A 22194-nucleotide genomic window follows, 5' to 3' on the forward strand; every position below is an offset into this window, starting at 1 on the left:
TTGCGACCCGAACCGAGTGCGACGAAGGGACCGACAATGCCACGTGCCACGGGAACAAAACGGGCGATCCTGGACGCCGCACTGGAGCTGGCCGCCACCCGCGGGATCACCGGCACCACGATGGACGACGTCGCCGAACTCGCGCACGTGGCGAAGGGCAGCCTGTACTACAACTTCAGCTCGAAGGACAAGCTCTTCGAGGCGCTGCTGGAGGAGGGGGTCGGTTCGCTTTCCGACTCCCTCCGGGCGGCGCGGGACGGGTTGCACGGGAGCGAGGCGCTCGTCGCGCTGATCGCGGTGCTCCTCGACCTGATCGAATCGAACGCGGGACTGGCCAAGCTCATGGCGGCCGAGATCTTCCGCACCGACCGCGCCTGGCAGAAGACGCTGTTCGCCCTGCGGCACGAGGCCCTCGCGGTCTTCGCCGAGGCGATCGCCGAGGCCCGGCCGGCCACGGCGGCAGCGGGAACGAGCGGTCTGATGGCGTCGAGCGTCTTCGGCGCCGTGCTGATGGCGGGGCTCGAATGGCTGGTCTTCGATCCCGACCGCGACCGCGACGAGGTCTCCGCGGCCATCCTCGAGTCACTATCCGGCGGCCTGCTCGCCTGATCCCGCTCTGGGTCGTGCCGACGTGCTCCCGAAACCGGGACATTTCCGGTCATTGGCCCCCGGGGCGGCAGGTTCCGTGGGGCTCAGAGTGCTCACCGCGTTAGGATCGAGTGTGACCGGCGAAAACTTGATCGACCAGCCCGAGACCCTCCTTCCCGCGGAACCGGAGGTGATCGCGGCGCTCCGGAGTACCGAAAGCCACGCGTTGCCGTCCCTCGTCGCCGCGCACCCGACGTCGTCCCTGGCCTGGGCGGTGCTGGCGGATGTCGCCCACCTCGAGGGCCGCACGATCGAGGCATACGCCTTCGCCCGCGTCGGGTACCACCGCGGCCTCGACGCCCTCCGCAAGGCCGGCTGGCGCGGACACGGTCCGATCCCGTGGACCCACGAGCCCAACCGCGGGGTGCTGCGCGCCCTGTATGCGTTGCGCCGCTCTGCCGCCGAGATCAACGAGCAGGACGAGTTCGACCGCCTCACCGTCTTCCTGAACGACGCCGATCCGACCGCGATCGCGCGCATCAACCAGGAGACCATCACGCCTGATGGGTACCGGGCCGATGACCCTGCCCCGATCACCGAGGCGTTTTTCATCCGAGGAGAGAACTAATGCCAGCGATCGTTTTGGTCGGAGCCCAGTGGGGCGACGAGGGCAAGGGTAAGGCCACCGACCTCCTCGGCAGCCGCGTCGACTACGTCGTCAAGTTCAACGGCGGTAACAACGCCGGGCACACCGTCGTGATCGACGGCGAGAAGTACGCGCTGCACCTGCTGCCGTCCGGCATCCTGACCCCCGGTGTCACGCCGATCATCGCCAACGGCGTCGTCGTCGACATCGAGGTGCTCTTCGAGGAGCTCGACGCACTGATCTCCCGCGGCGTCGACGTGTCCCGGCTGAAGGTGAGCGCCAACGCGCACATCATCACCCAGTACCACCGCACGGTCGACAAGGTCACCGAGCGTTTCCTCGGCAAGCGCCAGATCGGCACGACCGGTCGCGGCATCGGCCCGACCTACGCCGACAAGATCAACCGCGTCGGCATTCGCGTGCAGGACCTCTTCGACGAGAACATCCTCCGCCAGAAGGTCGAGGGCGCCCTCGCCCAGAAGAACCACCTGCTCGTCAAGGTCTATAACCGTCGCGCCATCTCGGTCGACGAGATCGTGACCGACCTGCTCAGCTACGCCGAGCGCCTCCGCCCGATGGTCGCCGACACCGCGCTGCTCCTGCACGAAGCGCTCACCGCAGGCAAGACCGTGCTCTTCGAGGGCGGCCAGGCCACGATGCTGGATGTCGACCACGGCACGTACCCCTTCGTCACCTCCTCGAACGCGACGTCCGGCGGTGCGGTGACCGGATCGGGCATCGGCCCGAACCGGATCGACCGCGTCCTCGCCGTCGTCAAGGCGTACACGACCCGCGTCGGCGCCGGCCCGTTCCCGACCGAGCTCTTCGACGAGTCCGGCGAGTTCCTGCGCGCCAAGGGCTTCGAGTTCGGCACCACGACCGGCCGCCCGCGCCGCTGCGGCTGGTACGACGCGCCCGTCGCCCGCTACACGGCCCGCATCAACGGGGTCACCGACTTCGTGCTCACCAAGCTCGACGTGCTCACCGGCCTCGCCTCCATCCCGGTCTGCGTCGCGTACAGCGTCGACGGCGTCCGCCACGACGAGGTGCCCGTCTCGCAGTCCGACTTCCACCACGCGAAGCCGATCTTCGAGGACTTCCCCGGCTGGACCGAGGACATCACCGGCGCCCGCACCTTCGAGGAGCTGCCGCGGAACGCCCAGGACTACGTGCTCGCGCTCGAGAAGATGAGCGGCGCCCGCATCTCCGCGATCGGCGTCGGCCCCGGCCGCGAAGCGATCGTGTCCCGCCACGACCTGATCAACTAGCGACCAGGCCCGGCGCGGTTGAGGCCGGGCCGCAGGGTCTGAACGGAGAGAGCGGATGCGCGTGGCGCATCCGCTCTTGTCGTCTCGCGCCGTCCCACTCCGCGTCAAACGAGCGGATGCTGCCATTCACCGGCGGGATCCGGACGTTGCGCTCCGAGGGGGCCGACGCGGGCGGCCGCACACGTTACAGTCGGCAGGTGACCGATAGCACCGCCCCGCGCGACGCCCCCACTTCTGCCGCAGCCGTCCCCGCATCCGCAGCCGTCCCCGCATCCGCTCCTGCCGAGCCGGCCCGCCGTGCCCTCGTTGCGCTGCAGTTCCTCGGCATGGGCGTCGTCTGGGGCTCGAGCTTCCTGTTCATGAAGGTCGCCCTCGTCGGAGTGAGTTTCGGCCAGGTCGCCTGGTCGCGCCTCGTGCTCGGCGGCCTCACCCTCGGCCTGATCGTGCTCGTCACGCGGCCCCGGGTGAACGGCGGCCCCGTGCTGCCGCGCGACGCGGTCGTGTGGCTGCACTTCCTCGTGATCGCGGTGAGCGGATGCGTCGTGCCGCACCTCCTCTTCGCGTGGGCCGAGCAGTACGTGTCGTCGAGCCTCGCGAGCATCTACAACGCCGTGACGCCGATCATGACGGCCCTGATGGCGACCCTCGCCTTCCGGGTCGAACGGCTCGGGCGCGGGCAGGTGCTCGGGGTCGTCGTCGGGATCGCCGGCGTGCTCGTGATCATCGGGCCGTGGCGGTACGCGGCGCTCACCGGGGACCTCTGGGGCCAGCTCGCCTGCCTCGGCGCGGCCGTCTGCTACGGCTTCACCTTCGGCTACACCCGCCGGTTCCTGAGCGGGCGGCCGATCGCGGGGGCGACGTTCGCGTTCCTCAACATCGGGCTCGGCGGGGCGATCATGCTGCTGCTCACCCCGGTGCTGGCCTGGCACCCGGTGTCGCTCAGCCCGGCGATCGTCCTGAGCCTGCTCACCCTCGGCGCCCTCGGCACCGGGCTCGCCTACATCTGGAACATTAACGTGCTCCGCGCCTGGGGGCCCACGAATGCGTCGACGGTCACCTACGTGACGCCCGTCGTCGGCGTCGCCCTCGGGGTGCTGCTGCTCGGCGAGAGCCTCTCCTGGAACGAGCCGCTCGGCGCACTGCTCGTGCTGCTCGGCATCCTGCTCGCCCAGAAGCGCATCCGCTTGCGCCTGCCGCACCGCGTCCTCGCCTGATCCGAAACGAGGCCCGCGGCCAGGCCGACTCGTCAGGCCTCGCGGCGCAGTCTCGCTCACCGAGGCCCGGCCGGCTGAGTGCCGTATCCGCTCTCTCCGGCGCGATCGGGCGAATCGTGGGTGCGTTCCGGGAGTCAGAACGATTCACCCGCTTTCGCGCCCGGGCGCGCACGGTATCGTCGAACCATGGCCGAACACGAGGAGTTGCCCGCCGGCGCGGGGCAGGATGCGATCGACGAATTGACGGGCATCCGTCAGAGCATCGACAACATCGATGCCGCTCTCATCCACATGCTCGCTGAGCGTTTCAAGTTCACCCAGCAGGTCGGACGCCTCAAGGCGAAGCACGGCCTCCCGCCCGCAGACCCCGCGCGCGAGCTGCAGCAGATCCAGCGGCTGCGCGCGCTCGCCGAAGAGGCCAGGCTCGACCCGGGCTTCGCCGAGAAGTTCCTCAACTTCATCGTCGCCGAGGTCATCCACCACCACGTGCGGCTCGCCGGCGGCCAGGCCGCCTCGGGCGACGAGCAGGGGCCCGGCGCCGCGATCGGGGTCGAGCCCGATTCGGCGATCGGCGCCCCGGCACCCGCGACCGGCGTCGTCGCCGACTCCGCGATCGGCACCCCTGCTCCGGTCGCTGCAGCCCCGGCTCCCGCAACCACCGCAACTACCGCGCCTACCGCGCCTACCGCGCCTACCGCGCCTACCGCGCCTACGGCCCCGGCTCCCGCAGCCTCGGCGCCCACGACCCCGGCGCCTACGGCCCCGGCTCCCGCAGCCTCGGCCGCTGCAGCCCCGGCCCCCGCGGCCCCGGCGTCCGACCCAGCATCGTGAGCTGGGACCCGCACCACTTCCCCTCCCAGTCCGGCAAGTCCTTCGTCGTCACCGGCGCCAACGCCGGCCTCGGCTACTTCACAAGCGAACAGCTGGCCGCGACCGGAGCGCACGTCGTGCTCGCCTGCCGCAATCCGGTGAGAGCGGATGCCGCCCTCGCGGCTATCCGCGGACGGGTGCCCGGGGCATCCGTGTCGGCGATCACGCTCGACGTCGCCGACGCCGACAGCGTGCGCGCCGCGGCCGCGCTCCTGCTCGAGCTGCCCCGGCTCGACGGGCTCGTGCTCAACGCGGGCATCGTGCACCCGCCGCGGAAGCGGGAGGTGAGCGCGGCCGGTAACGAGATCGTCCTCGAGACGAACTATCTCGGGCACTTTCACCTCACCGCGCTCACGCTGCCGGCCCTGCTGCGCACGCCCGGCAGCCGGGTCGTCGCGCTCGGGTCGCTCGCGACGCGGCTGGTCGTCTCGCGCCTGGACAACCTGCAGCTCGCGACGGGGTACAGCGGCTGGGTCGCCTACGCGCAGTCGAAGATCGCGATGCAGGTGTTCGGCTTCGAGCTCGACCGGCGACTCCGGCTCGCGGGAGTCGGCGGACCTGACGGGGTGCAGAGCCTCGTTGCACACCCCGGCTACTCGGTGTCGGGGCTGACGCCGGGCATCCGTGGGGTCAATGAGCCCAGCCGGCCGCAGCGGTTCGCCGACAACCTGCAGGGCCTGATCGGCGCCCAGGGCAAGGACCACGGCGCCTGGCCGACCGTGCGCGCCGCCCTCGACACGGATGCCCGTGGCGGCGAATACTACGGCCCCCGCTATCTGACGCGCGGCGTGCCCACTCGCCAGCAACCCACCGACACGAGCCTCGACCCCTCGGTTGCGGCGAACCTCTGGTCCCGCACCGAGCGACTCACCCTCCCCTTCCCCGTCTAACCCGAGCGCCCCGAGCCGCTCCGCCCACCGCTCCCGCCCAAACCCGCCCAAACCCGCCGCGAGAGTACGAATTGTGCCCCTTCGACGCTGGCGAAGGGGCCATTTCTCCGCTCTCGCGAACCCGTCAGCGCGGCGCCCCGTTGCGAGAGTACGAATTGTGCCCTCATATCGCGCACCAAGGGGCCATTTCTCCGCTCTCGCGGGAAGAGTGAGGGGTGAGGGGTGCCGCGGGGGCTGGGTCGACGCGAACGCGACGGTTGGATGGGTCAGGGACGCCAGCCGCGGTCCCGAAGTGCGGTGTCGACCTTGCGCACGGCCGAGGCACTCTTGAGTCGAATATGGGTCTTGTTCAAGCGAACCACCCGCCAATCGGCTTCCATGATCGCGTCGAGTCGGTCGATGTCCCAGTGATACTGCTCTTCGTCCGTTCGATGCTGCTCGCCGTCGTACTCAACGAGCACTCGATACTCCCGGTAGACGAGGTCACCCGTCGCAATCTTCCGTCCCGACCTATCCGTCAGGGGAGCGTTCACTTCCGGCTCGGGTAGGCCGGCCCGCACCAGGAGTAGCCGGATCTCGGTTTCCCGTGGTGAGAGCACGCCGGGGCGGACCCACTCGAGCGCTTCTCTGAGCCGCCGTGCACCGCGCTTACCGGCGTGGCGCGCCACGCCGGTGCGCAGCTCGGCCATGGTCGCCAGCGGCCGCTTCCCTCCGACCAGGGCGTCGCCCATCACTATGAGTTCATCCAGGCTGAGCACGGCAGCGAGCTGGCGCCAGACATCGACCGGTGCGGCCACGCGATAACCGCCGATATCGACCCGGCGTACAGTGCCAGGTCGAGCGTGATGTGCGACGGTCCCTCTCACTCTCTGTCGTTCCGCCGGGTCGTCGACGCAGACATGAATCACGCCGGACGACGCGAACCTCCGGGGGAGAGGAAGACCGTGCAGGTGCGCTGCCGTGACGTGACTGAAGAACTGGGCCGTCGACATCCGCTCGGAGTATGCCGCTATGAGCGTCGCGATCGTTGCTGGGCCTACTCGTGGTGAGCGGATGCCGTGAAACGGCTGCTCAAGGTCCACGCCCCTCATCCGCTTCCGCGATACGCCCTCGTGGCGTCCACGGCGGGTGGTGAAGTGTCGGCCACGCAACGTGGGGGGAAGCTCGCGACGTCGTTTCATCCCCCGATGATGCCGATTCTCACGAACGAGCGAGCGTTCTATCCACAGCCCGTCGGCCAGGGACCGCGAGAGTACGAAAAAGGCCCCTTCGGATGTCGTGAAGGGGCCATTTTCGTACTCTCGCGAACCACACGCCCGTTCTGGGGGCGGGCGGCGGGAGCGCGGGGGGCTAGGCGAAGTGGGCGGGGAGGGTGGCGGTGTGGCGGGAGCGGAGGTCGGCGAGGGAGACCGTGAAGACGTCCTGGATTTCCAGGGCGTCGAGGGTGTTGTCGGTGACGCCGATGCGGAGAACCGGGTAGTTGCGGCCCTCGCAGAGGCCGAGGAACTTCACGTCGTCCTCGCGCGGCACCGAGACGATGACGCGGCCGGCCGACTCCGAGAACAGGGCGACGGATGCGTCGATCCCGTCCCGCTCGCAGATGTCGCCGAGCCACACGCGGGCCCCGACCCCGAACCGGAGCACGGCCTCGGCCAGGGTCTGCGCGAGCCCGCCGGAGGACAGGTCGTGCGCGCTGTCGACGAGCGCCTCGATCGACGCCGCGTGGAGCAGCCCGGCGAGGCGGGCCTCCCCGGCGAGGTCGACGACCGGCGGCAGGCCGCCGAGGTGCCCGTGCACGACATCGGCCCACGCCGAGCCGTCGAGTTCCTCGCGGGTGATGCCGAGCAGGTAGATGTTGTGGCCGTCGTCCTGCCAGCCGCTCGGCACCCGGCGGGCGACGTCGTCGATCACGCCGAGCACGGCGACGACGGGCGTCGGGTAGATCGGCTGGTCGCCGGTCTGGTTGTAGAACGACACGTTGCCGCCGGTGACGGGGATCTCGAGCTCGAGGCATCCGTCGGCGAGGGCGGTGACGGCGCGTTCGAACTGCCACATCACCTCGGGGTTCTCCGGGGAGCCGAAGTTGAGGCAGTCGCTGATGCCGACGGGCACCGCGCCGGTCGCGGCGACGTTGCGGTACGCCTCGGCGAGGGCGAGCTGGGCGCCGCGGTACGGGTCGAGCTGGCAGTAGCGCCCGTTGGCGTCGGTCGCGATGACGAAGCCGAGGCCCGACTCCTCGTCGATGCGGATCATGCCGGCGTCGTCGGGGAAGGAGAGCGCGGTGTTTCCGAGCACGTAGCGGTCGTACTGGTCGGTGATCCAGCTCGGGTCTGCGAGGTTGGGCGAGCCCAGCAGGGAGAGGAACTGCGCGCGCAAGTCGGCGGCATCCGTCGACCGGGGCAGAGCAGAGGCCGAGTCGGCCTGGAGCGCGTCGATCCAGGTCGGGTAGGCGACCGGGCGGTCGTAGACCGGGCCATCGATCGCGACGGTGCGCGGGTCGACGTTGACGATCTCTTCGCCGTTCCAGTCGATCACGAGCCGTCCGGTGTTGGTGACCTCGCCGAGCACGCTCGTCTCGACGTCCCACTTCCGGGTCATCGCGAGGAAGCCCTCGAGCTTCTCCGGGGTGACGACTGCCATCATCCGCTCCTGGCTCTCGCTCATCAGGATCTCCTCGGCGGTGAGCGTCGGGTCGCGCAGCAGCACCTTCTCGAGCTGGATGTACATGCCGCCGTCGCCGTTCGAGGCGAGCTCCGAGGTGGCGCAGCTGATGCCGGCCGCGCCGAGGTCCTGGATGCCCTCGACGAGCTTGTCGCGGAACAGCTCGAGGCAGCACTCGATGAGCACCTTCTCGGCGAAGGGGTCGCCGACCTGCACCGCGGGGCGCTTGGTCGGGCCGTCGGCGCTGAAGGTGTCCGAGGCGAGAATGGATGCCCCGCCGATGCCGTCTCCGCCGGTGCGGGCTCCGAAGAGCACGACCTTGTTGCCCACGCCGCGGGCGTTGGCGAGGTGCAGGTCCTCGTGCCGGAGCACGCCGACCGAGAGCGCGTTGACGAGCGGGTTGCCCTGGTAGACCGAGTCGAACCAGGTCTCGCCGCCGATGTTCGGCAGGCCGAGGCAGTTGCCGTAGAAGGAGATGCCGGAGACGACGCCGTGCACGACGCGTGCGGTGTCCGGGTCGTCGATGCGGCCGAAGCGGAGGGCGTCCATCACGGCGACCGGTCGGGCGCCCATCGAGATGATGTCGCGCACGATGCCGCCGACGCCGGTCGCGGCGCCCTGGAACGGCTCGATGTAGGAGGGGTGGTTGTGCGACTCGATCTTGAAGGTGACGGCCCAGCCTTCACCGACGTCGAGCACGCCCGCGTTCTCGCCCATGCCGACCATGAGGTTCTTCTTCATGGCGGGGGAGACCTTGTCGCCGAACTGGCGCAGGTACTTCTTCGAGCTCTTGTAGGAGCAGTGCTCGCTCCACATCACCGAGTACATCGCGAGCTCGCCGCTCGTGGGCCGGCGGCCGAGGATGGTGCGGATCTCCTGGTACTCGCCTGCGGTCAGCCCGAGGGCTCCGAAGGGCTGGTCCTTGTCCGGGGTGGCGATCGCGTTCTCGACGGTGTCGGCGATGCCGCGGGAGTGGGTGTTTGAGGCAGCGGTCACGAGCGGTGTACTCCCAGAGTCAACGGATGCTTAGCGCGGCCCAGTCTACCGGTTGCCTTCCCGGAGGGCCGTGGCCCCTCGGAACTGTTGCCGCTGCGGACACCTGTGACCGGCGCACCGGCCACAGTTGTCCGCACCGGCAGCACCTGCCGCGAATTCGGGCCGCACTGTCCTTTCGGGAGCGCCCCGTTCGTTCCTAGAGTAGATCCCACCATTCCCGATGGGTCATTCGCTGAAATCCCCGATGAAGGAGTCACCATGCCCAGCTATGTTGCCCTGACCTACACCCGCGACGTCGACTGGACCGCCCCGGAGCAGGCGGCAGAGATGCAGGAGTACCGCGAGTTCGGCCGCGACGCCGAGGCCGTCATCCGCGGCGGTGCCGCGCTCTACCCGACCCAGACCGCTACGACCGTGCGGGTCACCGGCGGCAAGGGCGGCGACATCGTCGTCGGCGACGGCCCATACGCCGAGACCAAGGAGGCCCTCACCGGCTTCTACCTGCTCGAGTGCGACAGCCTCGACGAGGCGATCCGGCACGCGGCCGCGATCCCCGCCGCCTGGAACGGCGTCGTCGAGGTGCGTCCGACGGTGCCGACCCTGATGTGATGACCGCGACGGATGCCGGTGGCGGTATCCCTGAGGTGTCGCGAATCGACGTTCCCGCCGGCGATGAACCTCGATCTGCGCCACCTCACGGGACTATCCGGAGCGCGGCAGTCGCGGCAGTCGAGGCCGGCCCCGACCCGGGCGGCGCGCTCGCCGCCCTGCTGCGGGGCGAGCGGCGCCGGGTGCTGGCCACCGTCATCCGCCTGACCGGCGACCTGCACCTCGCCGAAGACGCCGTGCAGGACGCCGCCGTCAGCGCCCTCGAGACCTGGCGTCGGATCGGCGTGCCGCCGAATCCGCGCGCCTGGCTCACCCTCGCGGCCAAGCGGCGGGTGATCGACCTGCTCCGGCGGGAGGGCGCGCGGCCGGTCAAGGAACGGGAGGCGATCATCCTGGCCGTGCAACGGGCCCCCGACGACACCCCGCCCGGCGTCGTCCGCGACGACCAGCTCCGGCTGATCTTCACCTGCTGCCACCCGGCTCTCGCGCAGGAGGCCCAGGTCGCGCTCAGCCTGCACGTGCTCTGCGGGCTGAGTGTCGCCGAGGTCGCCCGGGCGCTCCTCGTCTCGGAGGCGACGATGGCCAAGCGCCTCACCCGGGCGCGGCGCAAGATCGCCGACGCCGGCATCCGCTATCGGGTTCCCGATGCCGAGGAGCTGCCCGGCCGGCTGGGCGCCGTCGCGACGACCGTGTTCCTGCTGTTCACCGAGGGCTACGCGTCCCGGTCGGCGGATGCCCCGCCTCCCGTGTCCCCACCCCCGCCGCCCGTGTCGCCCGCGCCGCTTCCGCCAGGGCCGGCCGAGCGGGCCGGGCCGCCCGGCGCATCCGTCGCAGAGGCGGCGATCCGGCTGGGTCGGCTACTCGTCGAGCTGATGCCGGGCGAGCCCGTGCTCGAGGGGCTCCTCGCGACGATGCTGCTCCAGCACTCCCGGCTTCGCGCCCGGTTCGACGACGCCTGCGACATCGTGCTCCTGGCGGACCAGGATCGCAGCCTCTGGGACACTGACCTTGCCGCGGAGGGCATCGAGCTCGCCGCGTCCGCGATCCGCGGCAGCAGCATCCGCCCCGAACGGTTCGCGGTCACGGCCGCGATCGCCGCCTGCCATGCCCTCGCAGCGGATGCCGCGGCGACCGACTGGAACGCGGTCCTCGCCTGGTACGACGTGCTGCTCCACCTCGACCCGAGCCCGGTCGTGCGGCTGAACCGGGCGGCCGCCCTCGCCGAGAGCGGCGACCCGGCCGCGGCGCTCGCCGTCGTGGACCGGATCGAGGGCCTCGACGACTACTTCTGGTTCCACGCGACCCGGGCGGAGCTGCTCCGCAGGCTGGGGCGCGACCGGGAGGCGGGCGTCGCTGCTGTCGTGGCGGCCGGGCTCACCGAGTCCGCGGCGCAGCGCCGACTGCTCGCGCGCCGGCATCCGCTCTGAGGCAGGCGCGCGAGCGCCCACACGCCCGGCCGCAGGCATCCGCGCCGAGGCAGGCGAGAGCGCCCGAGCGCCCGCATCCGCGGGTACATTGCTGGCATGGAAAGAGCATCCGTTCGCGCCCGCCACCGGGCGCTCCTCGCGGCCAGGGACTCGACGGAGCGGCTCGAGTTCTTCAGCGACGCCGTGTTCGCCATCGCGATGACGCTCCTCGTGCTCGACTTGCGGGTGCCCTCGCTCGCGACAGTCCCGCGGGACGAACTCGGTCGGGCGCTTCTCGACCAGGCGCCCAAGTTATTCGCCTACGTGCTCAGCTTCGCCGTGATCGGCCTGAACTGGTCGAGCCATTTCCGTCGGTTCCAGGTGATCGACCGGGTTGACCGGCGCCTGGTGCAACTCGACCTGCTGCTCCTGATGCTGGTCGCGTTCGTGCCGTTTCCCACGGCGGTGCTCAGCGAGTACGGCCCGGAGGTCCTGAGCGTCGTGCTCTATGCGGCCACGGTTGCGCTGATCATCGCCGTGCAGTGCCTGATCTGGGTACACGTCAGGAGGGCGGGCCTGCTCAGCACCCTGGTCGACCGCGGGCTGTATCGCTACGTGCGGCGCAACATCCTGGTGCCCGGAGTCGTGTTCACGGTCTCGATCGGGATCGCCCTTCTCGGCCAGCCCCTGATCGCGATGCTCAGCTGGATCGTGATCTCGCCCGCATCGATACTGCTCAGTCGGGCCAGAATCGTTCGCTCTGATGAATACGAGCCGGCCGTGCGCCCCCGGTCGCCCGCGGGCGTGACCGCCGTGCCTGGAACGCACGCCGGGCCTGCCCCGCCAGCCACACCTGCCGCGCAGGGCCCCTGAGTGGATGCACCGTGCCACGATGGAGGAATGACCTACCTTCCGGCTGACACCAGATATGAGTCCATGCCCTACCGCCGCACCGGGAAGAGCGGCCTCAAGCTACCGGCCGTCTCGCTCGGGCTGTGGCAGAACTTCGGCGGGGTCACCCCGCTCGAGACGCAGCGCGCGATCCTGCGCCGCGCCTTCGACCTCGGCGTGACGCACTTCGACCTCGCCAACAACTACGGCCCGCCGTACGGCAGCGCCGAGAGCAACTTCGGGATCCACCTCAAGCAGGACTTCCGGCCGCACCGCGACGAGCTCGTCATCTCGACCAAGGCCGGCTACGACATGTGGGCGGGCCCCTACGGCGAGTGGGGCTCCCGCAAGTCGCTGCTCGCGAGCCTCGACCAGTCGCTCGGCCGGATGGGCCTCGACTACGTCGACGTGTTCTATTCGCACCGCGCCGACCCGGACACCCCGCTCGAGGAGACCATGGGCGCGCTGCACACCGCGGTCACGAGCGGCCGCGCCCTCTACGCCGGCATCTCCTCATACTCGCCGGAGCGCACCCTGCAGGCCGCGGCGATCCTCGCCGACCTCGGTACGCCGCTGCTCATCCACCAGCCCTCGTACTCGATGTTCAACCGCTGGGTCGAGGACGACCTGCTGAGCACCCTCGAGGACCTCGGCGTCGGCTGCATCGCCTTCTCCCCGCTCGCCCAGGGGCTGCTCACCGACCGGTACCTGCACGGGGTGCCCGCGGACTCCCGGGCGGCACGCGCCGGGTCGATGAAACGCGACATGGTCAGCGACGAAACGCTCGTCCACATCCGCGCCCTGACCGACATCGCCGAGGCGCGCGGGCAGTCGCTCGCGCAGCTCGCCCTCGCCTGGGTGCTGCGGCGCCCGGAGGTGACGTCGGCGCTGATCGGGGCGTCCTCGGTCGCGCAGCTCGAGACCAACGTCGCCGCCGTCGAGAACCTGACCTTCACAACCGCGGAGCTCATCGCGATCGACGCGCACGCCGTCGACGCCGGCATCAACCTGTGGGAGGCATCCGCCGCCGTCTAGAAGCTCACTGTTCGCGAAAGCGGGTGAATCGTCGGTTGCGGTACTGATAACGACGACTCACCCGCTTTCGCGGGATAGGGCGGGCGAGCGGATGCCGGCGCGCACCGCAGGTGCCCGGGTTACGCGGTTGCGAGCATCCGCTCGATCGCGGAGGTGAAGAACGTGAGGCCGTCGGTGCCGCTGCGCATCGCGGACGCGGTGTCCGGGCCGAAGCCGGGCTCGACCGCGTGCTCGGGGTGCGGCATCAGGCCGACGACGTTGCCGCGCGCGTTGCTGATGCCGGCGATGTCGTTGAGGGAGCCGTTCGGGTTCAGGCCGACGTAGCGCACCACGACGCGGCCTTCGCCCTCGAGCGCGGCGAGTGTCTCGGCTGAGGCGATGAAGCCGCCCTCGCCGTTCTTGAGCGGGATGGTGATCTCCTGGCCGGCGGTGAAGCCGCTCGTCCAGACGGTGTCGGTGTTCTCGACGCGCAGCTGCTGGTCGCGGCAGATGAACGAGCCGTGGTCGTTGCGGGTCAGTCCGCCCTCGAGCAGGTGGGCCTCGGTGAGCATCTGGAAACCGTTGCAGATGCCGAGCACCGGCATGCCGCTGTTCGCGGCGTCGATGACCTCGGCCATGATCGGCGAGAGGCTCGCGATCGCTCCGGCGCGCAGGTAGTCGCCGTAGCTGAAGCCGCCGGGCAGCACGATCGCGTCGACGCCGCGGAGGTCGTGCTCGCCGTGCCAGAGCGCGACGGCTTCGGCGCCCGCGATCCGGATCGCGCGCTGCGCGTCACGGTCGTCGAGCGAACCGGGGAAGGTGACGACGCCGATGCGCATCAGGCGGATGCCCCGACTGTGCTGTCGGCGCCGACGACGTGGATGCCGACGACGTCTTCGATCACGGCGTTGGAGAGCACGGAGTCGGCGAGTTCGCGCACTTCGGCGAGCATGGCCTCGTCGACGGGCCCGTCGACGGTGAGCTCAAAACGCTTGCCGAGGCGAACGCTCGTGAACCCGGTCTTGCCGAGGCGGCCGAGGACGCCGGCGACGGCTTTTCCCTGCGGGTCGAGCAGCTCGGCCTTGGGCATAACTTCAACGACGATGGTTGGCATGGTTCACTCCGAGACGTCGGGGGCGTGGATGCCTCGATTCTACAGTCCACGGGGGCCGCACCCGGGTCGGCTTCTACCGCCCGCTGCCGGCGCCGCTCTGCCCGAAGCCCGGTGCGATGCCGGTCCCCGGTGCGAGGCCGGCCTGCCCGAGCAGCACCCCGCGCAGCACGTCGCGGATCGCCGCGACCCCTTCGAGTGTCTCGACGAAGCTCGTGCTGAGCGGCGACAGCCCGATCCGCAGCCCCTCCGGCCCGCGGAAATCGGGGATGACGTCGTGTTCCCAGAGCGTCGTCGTGACCTGCCGCATCGCCGGGTGGTTGACCGTGACGTGGCCGCCGCGGTGGGCATGGTCGCGCGGCGACGTGAGCGTCACACCGAGCGGCGCGAGCCACTCGTCCACGAGGGTGATCGCGAACTCGGTGAGCGCGACCGACTTCGCCCGCACCTCCTCGATGCCCGCCTCGCCGATCATCGCAATCGTGTCCTGCATCGCGAGCATCCCGACGATCGGCGGCGTCCCGCTCTGAAACCGGCGGATGCCGTCGGCCGGGTGATACCCCGGCCCCATCGTGAACACGTCCCTGGTCCCCATCCAGCCCTGGATCGGCTGGGTGAGTACGTCCTGCAGGTCACGGCGCACATACCCGAAGGCGGGAGCCCCCGGCCCGCCGTTGAGGTATTTGTACGAGCAGCCGACGGCGAGGTCGACGTCGCAGAGGTCCAGCTCGACCGGGACGGAGCCGACGGAGTGGCTGAGGTCCCAGAGCACGAGGGCGCCGACCGAGTGTGCGGCCGCAGTGATCCGGCGCATGTCGGCGAGGAATCCCGAGCGGTAGGCGACGTGGCTGAGCAGCACGAGCGCGGTCTGCGGGCCGATCGCCGCGCGCACCTGGTCGACCGAGACCCCGCCGGCAGGGTCGGAGTGGATCCAGTGCAGGGTGAGGCCGCGCTCGGCGGCGATGCCCTCGAGCAGGTACCGGTCGGTGGGGAAGTTGTCGGTGTCGAGCACGATCTCGGTGCGCGCCGGTTCCGAGCCGACCCTGCGGTAGTCCACCGCCGCGCGGGCGAGCTTATAGAGCAGTACGGTCGTCGAGTCGCCGATGAAGACCTGGCCGGGTCCCGCCCCGAGCGCGACCCGTCCGAGCTCGTCACCGATCCGGAACGGCAGGTCCATCCACTCCTCGTCCCAGCCGCGGATCAACCGGGTGCCCCAGTTGTGCCTCAGGAACTCGGTGATCCGCCCGAGACTCGCGAGGGTGGGCCGGCCGAGCGAATTGCCGTCCAGGTAGACGAAGGGATCGGCCGCCGCGCCCGCCTCGGTGCCCACGAACTGCCGACGGTAGTGGGCCAGCCCGTCGATCCGGTCCATTCTGCGCGCGAAGACGAGGTGGGCATCCGTGCCGCCCTCGCCGCCGGCACCGGTGCGGCTCTGGTCGGGAGGAGGCGTCATCGGGAGTCCTTGGTTCTCAGGGAGGCTGCGGGCCGTTGACCGGCGCGACGCGGTTCTCCGGCGAGATTCACGGGTTCGCACGCGAGACCCGGTTCTCCGGCGCGATTCTATCCCGGACGGCGGAATCCGGGCGTGGACACAGGCGACATGGAGGATTCCCTCCGACCAGGCATAGCCGGGGGACTTAGAATCGACTCCATGACTTCGTCCGAACCGACCACGCAGGACGGCGCACAACCGCGTCGGCGCGACGCCCGGCAGAACCGGGAGCGCCTGATCGTCGAGGCACGGGCGCTCATCGCGCAGAACGGGGTCGACGCCTCCCTCGAGGAGATCGCCCGCCGTGCGGACGTCGGCGTGGCCACGCTGTACCGCAACTTCCCGACCAGGGACGACCTCGTGCGCGCCCTCTACGACATCGCGCTCGCCGAACTCGCGACCGTCCGCGACGAGGTCGTCGCGGCGCCGACGGCCTGGGCCGGCATCGAGCTCTACATGGAACGTGTCTCCGAGTGGCTCGTCGCCGACCCCGCGCTCCCGCACATCCTCAAGCGCATGGAGGTCATCGACCCGGGCAGCGGTCGCGGCAAGGAATTCCAGACCGTGATCGCGGGGCTCGTCGCCCGCGCGAAGAAGGACGGTGCACTGCGAGCGGATGTCGACGCGGTCGACCTCGCGGTCCTGGTCACCATGGTCGGTTCCCTCGGCACGCACGGCGGCGGTCACACCGGCCAGTGGCGCAGGCAGCTCGCGATCGTGCTCGACGGCCTGCGCCTGCCGGCCACGGACCGGCCCCGGCTGCCCGGCCGGCCGCTCGCCGCCCGCGAATTCCAGGCGGCGGTTCACGGGCTCACCCGGCGCGCCAAGCGCGCGGCATCCGGCAGCGGTTCCGGGCGCTGAGTGAAGGTCGCGACCGTCTACGACGTCGCCGCCCACGCGGCGGTGTCGATCGCGACGGTGTCCCGGGTGCTGCGCCGGCCGGATGACGTACGCGAGTCGACCAGGCAGCGGGTCCTCGCCTCCGTGCAGGCCCTCGGCTACGTGCCGAGCGCGAGCGCACGCTGCCTCGCCGCCCAGCGCACCGGCGTGCTCGGCCTGTTCTTCCCCGGCATCGACGACGAGGATGACGGGGGAGAGGCGCCGTTCGTGCAGGACCTCTCGGTCTCGATGGTCGTCGACGCGGCCGGCGGCAGCGAGGTCGCACCGCCGAACCTGTCCTTCGACGGGGTGCTGCGCGGCAGCGAGCGCGAAGCCTGGCGCCAGGGTTTCGCCCTCATGGTCGGCGTCGGCAGGGATGCCAATCCCGCCGACATGTTGCGGGACATCGCCGGACGGGTCGACGCTGTCGCGGTGCTCGCCGGCAGCGTCCCGGACGAGCTCCTCAAGCACGTCTCGCGGCGGATCCCCGTCGTACTGATCGGCGGTCCCCGCCGCTGCGCCGAGATGGACTTCGACCACGTCAGCGTGAGCAACCGGGAAGGCATGCGCGCCCTGACCGCGCACCTCCTGGAGAACGCAGACGCCACCGACCTCGCCTTCGTCGCCGGGCCCGCCGATTCGCCGGACAGCGCCGAGCGCTATCAGGGCTTCGTCGAAGCCCTCGAGGGGGCGGGCTTCGACCCGGCCGCCGCGACGATCCTGCAGGGCGACTTCTCCCGCATCCGTGCCCGTCGGCTCGCCGAAACGCTGCTCGCCACCGGGCGGATGCCGCGGGCCCTGGTCTGCGCGAACGACCGGACAGCGCTCGGCATGCTCGACGTGCTCGTGCCCGCCGGGGTGCGCGTGCCGGAGGACGTCATCGTGACCGGTTTCGACGGCATCGAGGCCGGGCGCCTGTCGACCCCGCGGCTCACGACGGTGTACCAGCCGATGGTCGAGCTCGGGCGGGCGGCGATCCGGGCGATGCTCAGCCGGATCGAGCACCCCGACCAGCCGCCGATCACGGCGCGCCTGCCCGTGAAGGTGCTGCTCCGCGAAAGCTCGGAGGGCACCCTCCCCGCCTGACCCGCGCCCGCTGCACGTGCCGACTGTCGCCGCTGTCGCTCAGTGTCGCCGGTGGACCGGGTCGCCTCGGCGGCAGCGGCGATTCTCGGCGGAGGCCGGGGTGCGGCGGCGTTGCCGCGCCTAGGCTTGAGTCCTCGGCAGCACGGCGGCAGACCCGGCCGTCGGGCCGGAAACGGAGCGCACCATGAGCACGATCGACCCCACTGTCACCCCGCCAGCGACCGGGCGCCATTCAGCCGAGGCGGCCATCATCGCGGACGTCACGAAGGTCACGGATGCCACGGGCGTCGCGGACGTCACGGACGTCACGGACGTCGCGGACGTCGCGGACGTCGCGGACGTCACGAGCGCTGCGGCCGGCACGTTCGACGGGTGGCCCGGGGTGCCGCGGTTCGGCACCCTGCCGGTCCCGCTGACGGATGCCGTCGCGAACGTCGGCATCGACCTCCCCTTTGGGCGCGTGACGGCCCTGCATGCGCGGCCGGAGGCATCCGCTCGAGGCGTCGTGCTTCTCGTGCCCGGGTTCACCGGTTCGAAGGAGGACTTCGGCGGTTTCCTGCCGTTGCTCGCCGACCTCGGCTGGGACGCCTGGTCGTACAGCCAGCGCGGGCAGGCGGACTCCGCGGCCCCCGCCGGCGCCGAGAATTACACCCTCGAGGCGTTCGCGCAGGACGTCGTCGCCGTGGCCGAACTCGTCGGCAGCGGCCGGCCCGTGCACCTGCTCGGGCACAGCTTCGGCGGGGTCGTTGCCCGGGCGGCCGCGATCCTCGCGCCCGAGCGCTTCCTCGACGTCACCCTGCTCTGCTCGGGTCCGCACGGCTGGGCCGGGCGGATGGAGCGCGAGGAGGCGATCCTCCGCGAGCGCGGATCGGCGGCGTGGTGGAACGAGGACAATCCGCACACCGTTGGGCTGCCCGATGCCGCCCTGACCGCCGACGAGGCCTTCCGCCGGCTGCGGATGGGGGCCACGAGCGACGACCAGTTGCTCGGCGCGGCCGCGATCCTCAGCGACGAGACCGACAGCACCGGCGAACTGCTCGCGACCGGCCTCGACACCCTCGTCGCGCACGGCGTCGACGACCCGGCCTGGCCGCAGGACTGGCAGGCGAGCATGGCCGGCCTGCTCGATGCCCGGTACGCGATCATCCCGGAGGCCGCGCATTCGCCGCAGCTTGAGAACCCGGAGGCGACCGCCGACCTGCTCGATGAGTTCTGGGGTCGCGACCGCGCGCATCCGCCGGTCGAGCCGCAGCAGCAGTAGCAACTCGCGCCTTGCCGCGCCCGCACCCCGCGCCCGCATCAGCGTCGAGCGTCGCCGTTCGCGTCGAGTGTCGCCGCTGTAGCGGGTCGATTCGGTAAGAACGGCGACACTCGCTGGGGAGTGCGCGGGGTTGCCCGTACTGGCCGCCGCCGGTGCGGCCTCGCCCGGACTTGCGATACTGGCCGAATCGTCAGTGGGCGCCGGAGCCGGGCAGAGGCGCACGAACGCCCGCGGTCGTCAGGCGGGGAGCGCCGTGCGCACCACGATCTGGTTGCCCCAGGGGTCGTCGAAGCCGAGGGTCTGCCCGTCGTGCCGGGTCTCGATGCCGAAGTGGGACATCCGCTCGCCGAGCGCACCGAGGTCGTCGGCGCCGGGCAGCACGATGTCGACCTCGCCGAGGCCGAGGGCGAGGCGGCGCCGGCCCGAGCCGGCGCTGTTCCAGGTGTTCATCGCCATGTGGTGGTGGTACCCGCCGGCCGAGACGAAGAGCGCGGACGGGCCGAAGTTCGCGGTGGCCTCGAAGCCGAGCCGGTCGACGTAGAAGGTGCGGGCGGTGGGCACGTCGCCGACGGAGAGGTGCACGTGCCCGACGATCGCGTTGCCGGCGCCGGGGTCGGACAGCCCCGTCTCGGTGAGGTGCTCGCCGATGAAGGTGTTGGGGTCGAGGGCGAGGGTGGCCATCTCGACCTGGCCGTGGGTCCAGCTCCACTCGGTGCGGTCACGGTCCCAGTAGAGCTCGATGCCGTTGCCCTCTGGATCGGTGAAGTAGAACGCCTGGCTGACGAGGTGATCGGCGCTGCCGGTGAAGGTGCCCGGATGCTTCGTCGCGACCGAGTAGACCGCTGCGGCGAGCTGCGCCTGGGTCTCGAACAGGATCGCGGTGTGGAACAGGCCGCTCGAGCGCGGCTCGGGGGCCGCGAGCTCCGGGGCGTGCTGCAGGATCACGATCGGGGTCGTGCCGCGCCCCATCACGGCGATGGCGCCGTCCTGGCTGAGCAGGCTGAGGGTGACGGCGTCGCGGTAGTACGCGATCATGCGGTCGAGGTTGCCGACGCGCAGGGTGACGGCGCCCATTCCGGTCGCCGCGGGGAGGAGTTCTGCTGCAGATCTGGTCACACCTGCGTCAACGGATGCCCCCGCCCCGCTATTCCGCGCCGCGCCGCCCCGAAGGTGCGGCGGTGTACCCCGGTGCTCGCTCTGCGGCCCCGGTCTGAGGCGTGGGGCGTGGCCAACTCAGGAGATGTGCGGGGTGGGCGTGGTTGGGCCGCACTGGTTCGGGGGTTTCCTGCGGTCGGTGGGCCGGATTTCCTGAGTTAGCCCCCTCGTGCGTGCCGGAGCGGCCTCTCCTGCTGACCGTTGCGGCCCCGGTGGCGGTCGGGTCTGCGGTGGTGGGTGTGGCTAACTCAGGAGATGTGCGGGGTGGGCGTGGTTGGGCGGCACTGGTTCGGGGGTTTCCCACGGTCGGTGGCGCGGATTTCCTGAGTTAGCCCCCACGTGAGGGTGAGAGGCGGCGTAGAACGGCGAACGAGTGCTGCCGGACCGGCGTTGCGGGGCGGGAGGGGTCAGTCCTGGTGGAGCTGGATCAGGTTGCCGCAGGTGTCGTCGAAGACGACAGAGGTGCCGAAGGCATCCGTGTACGGCTCGCTCGTGAACTGCACGCCGAGGCGGCCGAGCCGCTCGTATTCGGCGCGGACGTCGGGGCTGCCGAAGACGATCGCGGGCAGGCCGAGGGCACGGATGCCCTGGGCGTATTTCGCGGCGACCTTGTTGTCGCTCGGCTCGAGGAGCAGGCCGACGCCGTCCGGGTCCTCCGCGGACTTGACGATGTACAGCTGGTGCTCGGGCATGGCGAGGAGCTTCTCGAATCCGAGGACGGAGGTGTAGAAATCGAACGCGGTGGCGGGGTCTTTCACGTGGACGCTGCACATCTTGATTCGCATGCCCGGAGCGTAACATTCGGCGGCGCCGGGCGCCGAGTCCTGTGACCGCGCGCGTCGGGTCGCGGTCGACCCGCGGGACGGATGCCCGGGGCCGGCGAGGCCGTGGATCAGGAGCGGGGGACAGCTGTCGGCCCGGTATGCGGGTCTGGCGCCCGGATCAGGCCGTCATCTCGGTACGCGGGACGGATGCCCGGGGCGGGCGAGACCGTGGATCAGGTACGCGGGCCAGCCGCCGGCCGGGTACCTGGGTTAGCCGTCAGCCGTCAGCCGTCAGCCGTCAGCCGTCAGCCGTCAGCAGTCAGCAGTCAGCCGGGTACCCGGGTCAGGCGAGCGGGGCGGCCCCGGCGAGCCGCGTGAGCAGTTCGCGGTAACGGGCGGCGGTGCGCTCGATGATGTCCTCGGGGAGGGCCGGGGGCGTACCGGTCTGGTCCCAGTGCGCGCTCAGCCAGTCGCGGACGATCTGCTTGTCGAAGCTGGACATCCGCTGCTCGGGGGTCGTGCCGGTCTGCCAGAGGGCGGCGTCCCAGTAGCGGCTCGAGTCGCTCGTGAGCACCTCGTCGGCGAGGGTGATCTCGCCGGTCGCCCGGTCGGCGCCGAACTCGAACTTGGTGTCGGCGAGGATCACGCCGCTCTTCTCGGCGACGACGGATGCCCGGCGGAAGATCTCGAGGGAGAGGCGGCGCAGCTCTGCGGCGACGTCGGCGCCGACGAGCTCGACCGTGCGCTCGAAGGAGATGTTCTCGTCGTGCTCGCCCATCGGGGCCTTCCAGGCCGGGGTGTAGATCGGCTCGGGCAGGCGGTCGCCGTTCTGCAGCCCTGCCGGGAGCGGGAGGCCGCAGACCGTCTGGCTGACCTGGTATTCCTTCCAGCCGGATCCGGTCAGGTAGCCGCGCACGACGCACTCGATCGGGAACATGTCGAGGGTCGTGCAGAGCATGGCGCGGCCGGCGACGGCGGCGGGGATGCCGTCGGTACCGTGCGTGACCGCGGTGACCGCGGTGACCGCGGTGACCGCGGTGTCAGCGGTGCCCGAGGTCTCGGCGGTCGCAGCATCCGCCAGCAGGTGGTTGGGAATCCCGGCGAGCTGGCCGAACCACCAGAGGCTGAGCGTCGTGAGCAGCACACCCTTGCCCGGGATACCGGGCTCGAGCACGTGGTCGAAGGCGCTGACGCGATCGCTCGCGACCACGAGCACGCGGGAGGCGGCGTCGAGGTCGGGCGTCGCGGCATCCGCTGCCGGAGCGGCCGGCACGTACAGGTCGCGGACCTTGCCGGAGTAGGCGTGGCGCCAGCCCGGGAGGTCGAGGGGGGCGGATGCGGTCGGCTGGTCGAGTGCGGTCACGGCCCCATTCTCCCGCACCGGCCCGCCCCC

At 70.8% G+C, this 22194-nt stretch carries 20 protein-coding genes and 1 pseudogene; 13 read left to right on the top strand and 8 right to left on the bottom strand.

Annotated features, from left to right (window positions below):
- Positions 1-36: 36 nt before the first annotated feature.
- The 6 genes and pseudogenes from MQH31_RS09005 to MQH31_RS09030 all read left to right on the top strand — a co-directional run bounded on the left by MQH31_RS09005 (position 37) and on the right by MQH31_RS09030 (position 5476).
- The gene (locus MQH31_RS09005) at positions 37-609 is read left to right on the top strand and encodes a TetR/AcrR family transcriptional regulator (RefSeq protein ID WP_134533197.1); all 573 of its coding nucleotides are present in this window, start codon (positions 37-39) and stop codon (positions 607-609) included.
- A gap of 112 nt (positions 610-721) precedes the next feature.
- Positions 722-1216 carry a DUF3151 domain-containing protein gene (locus tag MQH31_RS09010; RefSeq protein ID WP_134533198.1) on the top strand — a complete coding sequence of 165 codons (495 nt, stop codon included), beginning with the start codon at positions 722-724 and terminating at the stop codon, positions 1214-1216.
- The gene (locus MQH31_RS09015) at positions 1216-2502 is read left to right on the top strand and encodes an adenylosuccinate synthase (protein WP_134533200.1); all 1287 of its coding nucleotides are present in this window, start codon (positions 1216-1218) and stop codon (positions 2500-2502) included. Before MQH31_RS09010 ends, MQH31_RS09015 begins: the two co-directional genes overlap by 1 nt.
- Positions 2503-2813: 311 nt before the next feature.
- On the top strand, positions 2814-3716 hold the full coding sequence (locus tag MQH31_RS09020; protein WP_443655768.1) for a DMT family transporter: 903 nt from the start codon (positions 2814-2816) through the stop codon (positions 3714-3716).
- A gap of 186 nt (positions 3717-3902) precedes the next feature.
- A pseudogene (locus MQH31_RS09025) lies at positions 3903-4229 on the top strand (chorismate mutase); the annotation flags it as partial.
- A 314-nt stretch (positions 4230-4543) separates the two neighbouring features.
- On the top strand, positions 4544-5476 hold the full coding sequence (locus MQH31_RS09030; RefSeq protein ID WP_243011764.1) for an SDR family NAD(P)-dependent oxidoreductase: 933 nt from the start codon (positions 4544-4546) through the stop codon (positions 5474-5476).
- Between the two features lie 266 nt (positions 5477-5742).
- On the opposite strand, the gene MQH31_RS09035 is transcribed toward MQH31_RS09030, so the two are convergent.
- Together MQH31_RS09035 and purL are read right to left on the bottom strand one after the other, a co-directional pair.
- Positions 5743-6558 carry a putative endonuclease domain-containing protein gene (locus tag MQH31_RS09035; RefSeq protein WP_243011765.1) on the bottom strand — a complete coding sequence of 272 codons (816 nt, stop codon included), beginning with the start codon at positions 6556-6558 and terminating at the stop codon, positions 5743-5745.
- A gap of 268 nt (positions 6559-6826) precedes the next feature.
- A complete protein-coding gene (purL, locus tag MQH31_RS09040) occupies positions 6827-9133 on the bottom strand; it encodes a phosphoribosylformylglycinamidine synthase subunit PurL (protein ID WP_243011766.1) in 2307 nt (768 codons plus the stop codon).
- Between the two features lie 258 nt (positions 9134-9391).
- Between purL and MQH31_RS09045 the strand changes: the two genes are divergently transcribed.
- From MQH31_RS09045 to mgrA, 4 genes are all read left to right on the top strand, one after another.
- Entirely contained in the window at positions 9392-9742 is a 351-nt protein-coding gene (locus MQH31_RS09045; RefSeq protein WP_134533210.1) for a YciI family protein, read from the top strand.
- The gene (locus MQH31_RS09050) at positions 9742-11169 is read left to right on the top strand and encodes an RNA polymerase sigma factor (RefSeq protein WP_243011767.1); all 1428 of its coding nucleotides are present in this window, start codon (positions 9742-9744) and stop codon (positions 11167-11169) included. The genes MQH31_RS09045 and MQH31_RS09050 overlap by 1 nt, the downstream gene beginning before the upstream one ends.
- A 96-nt stretch (positions 11170-11265) precedes the next feature.
- Positions 11266-12021 (top strand): TMEM175 family protein, encoded by a 756-nt coding sequence (locus tag MQH31_RS09055; RefSeq protein WP_243011768.1) that lies wholly within the window; start codon positions 11266-11268, stop codon positions 12019-12021.
- Between the two features lie 27 nt (positions 12022-12048).
- A complete protein-coding gene (gene mgrA, locus MQH31_RS09060) occupies positions 12049-13074 on the top strand; it encodes an L-glyceraldehyde 3-phosphate reductase (protein ID WP_243011769.1) in 1026 nt (341 codons plus the stop codon).
- Positions 13075-13193: 119 nt separating this feature from the next.
- Here the strand turns inward: mgrA and purQ are convergent, their stop codons facing one another.
- The 3 genes from purQ to MQH31_RS09075 form a co-directional block, all read right to left on the bottom strand.
- Positions 13194-13892: a phosphoribosylformylglycinamidine synthase subunit PurQ gene (purQ, locus tag MQH31_RS09065; protein ID WP_243011770.1), complete on the bottom strand. Its 699-nt coding sequence runs from the start codon at positions 13890-13892 to the stop codon at positions 13194-13196.
- Entirely contained in the window at positions 13892-14167 is a 276-nt protein-coding gene (purS, locus tag MQH31_RS09070; RefSeq protein WP_134533220.1) for a phosphoribosylformylglycinamidine synthase subunit PurS, read from the bottom strand. The genes purQ and purS overlap by 1 nt, the downstream gene beginning before the upstream one ends.
- 73 nt (positions 14168-14240) lie before the next feature.
- A complete protein-coding gene (locus tag MQH31_RS09075; protein WP_243012160.1) occupies positions 14241-15536 on the bottom strand; it encodes a kynureninase in 1296 nt (431 codons plus the stop codon).
- Between the two features lie 279 nt (positions 15537-15815).
- Here MQH31_RS09075 and MQH31_RS09080 point away from each other — a divergent pair, with 279 nt between their 5' ends.
- The 3 genes from MQH31_RS09080 to MQH31_RS09090 all read left to right on the top strand — a co-directional run bounded on the left by MQH31_RS09080 (position 15816) and on the right by MQH31_RS09090 (position 18882).
- Entirely contained in the window at positions 15816-16517 is a 702-nt protein-coding gene (locus MQH31_RS09080; RefSeq protein ID WP_166792550.1) for a TetR/AcrR family transcriptional regulator, read from the top strand.
- Positions 16518-17621 carry a LacI family DNA-binding transcriptional regulator gene (locus MQH31_RS09085; protein WP_243011771.1) on the top strand — a complete coding sequence of 368 codons (1104 nt, stop codon included), beginning with the start codon at positions 16518-16520 and terminating at the stop codon, positions 17619-17621.
- A 184-nt stretch (positions 17622-17805) separates the two neighbouring features.
- Complete coding sequence (locus tag MQH31_RS09090; RefSeq protein ID WP_243011772.1) at positions 17806-18882, top strand: alpha/beta fold hydrolase; 1077 nt, start codon at positions 17806-17808, stop codon at positions 18880-18882.
- 237 nt (positions 18883-19119) lie between these two features.
- Here the strand turns inward: MQH31_RS09090 and MQH31_RS09095 are convergent, their stop codons facing one another.
- The 3 genes from MQH31_RS09095 to MQH31_RS09105 all read right to left on the bottom strand — a co-directional run bounded on the left by MQH31_RS09095 (position 19120) and on the right by MQH31_RS09105 (position 22164).
- Entirely contained in the window at positions 19120-19956 is an 837-nt protein-coding gene (locus tag MQH31_RS09095) for a VOC family protein (RefSeq protein WP_243012161.1), read from the bottom strand.
- Between the two features lie 488 nt (positions 19957-20444).
- A complete protein-coding gene (locus MQH31_RS09100; protein ID WP_243011773.1) occupies positions 20445-20822 on the bottom strand; it encodes a VOC family protein in 378 nt (125 codons plus the stop codon).
- Positions 20823-21144: 322 nt separating this feature from the next.
- The gene (locus tag MQH31_RS09105) at positions 21145-22164 is read right to left on the bottom strand and encodes a phosphoribosylaminoimidazolesuccinocarboxamide synthase (RefSeq protein ID WP_243011774.1); all 1020 of its coding nucleotides are present in this window, start codon (positions 22162-22164) and stop codon (positions 21145-21147) included.
- Between the last annotated feature and the right edge of the window lie 30 nt (positions 22165-22194).

The sequence above is a fragment of the Cryobacterium zhongshanensis genome, assembly GCF_022760445.1.
In the GTDB taxonomy this organism is placed as follows: Bacteria; Actinomycetota; Actinomycetes; order Actinomycetales; family Microbacteriaceae; genus Cryobacterium; species Cryobacterium algoricola.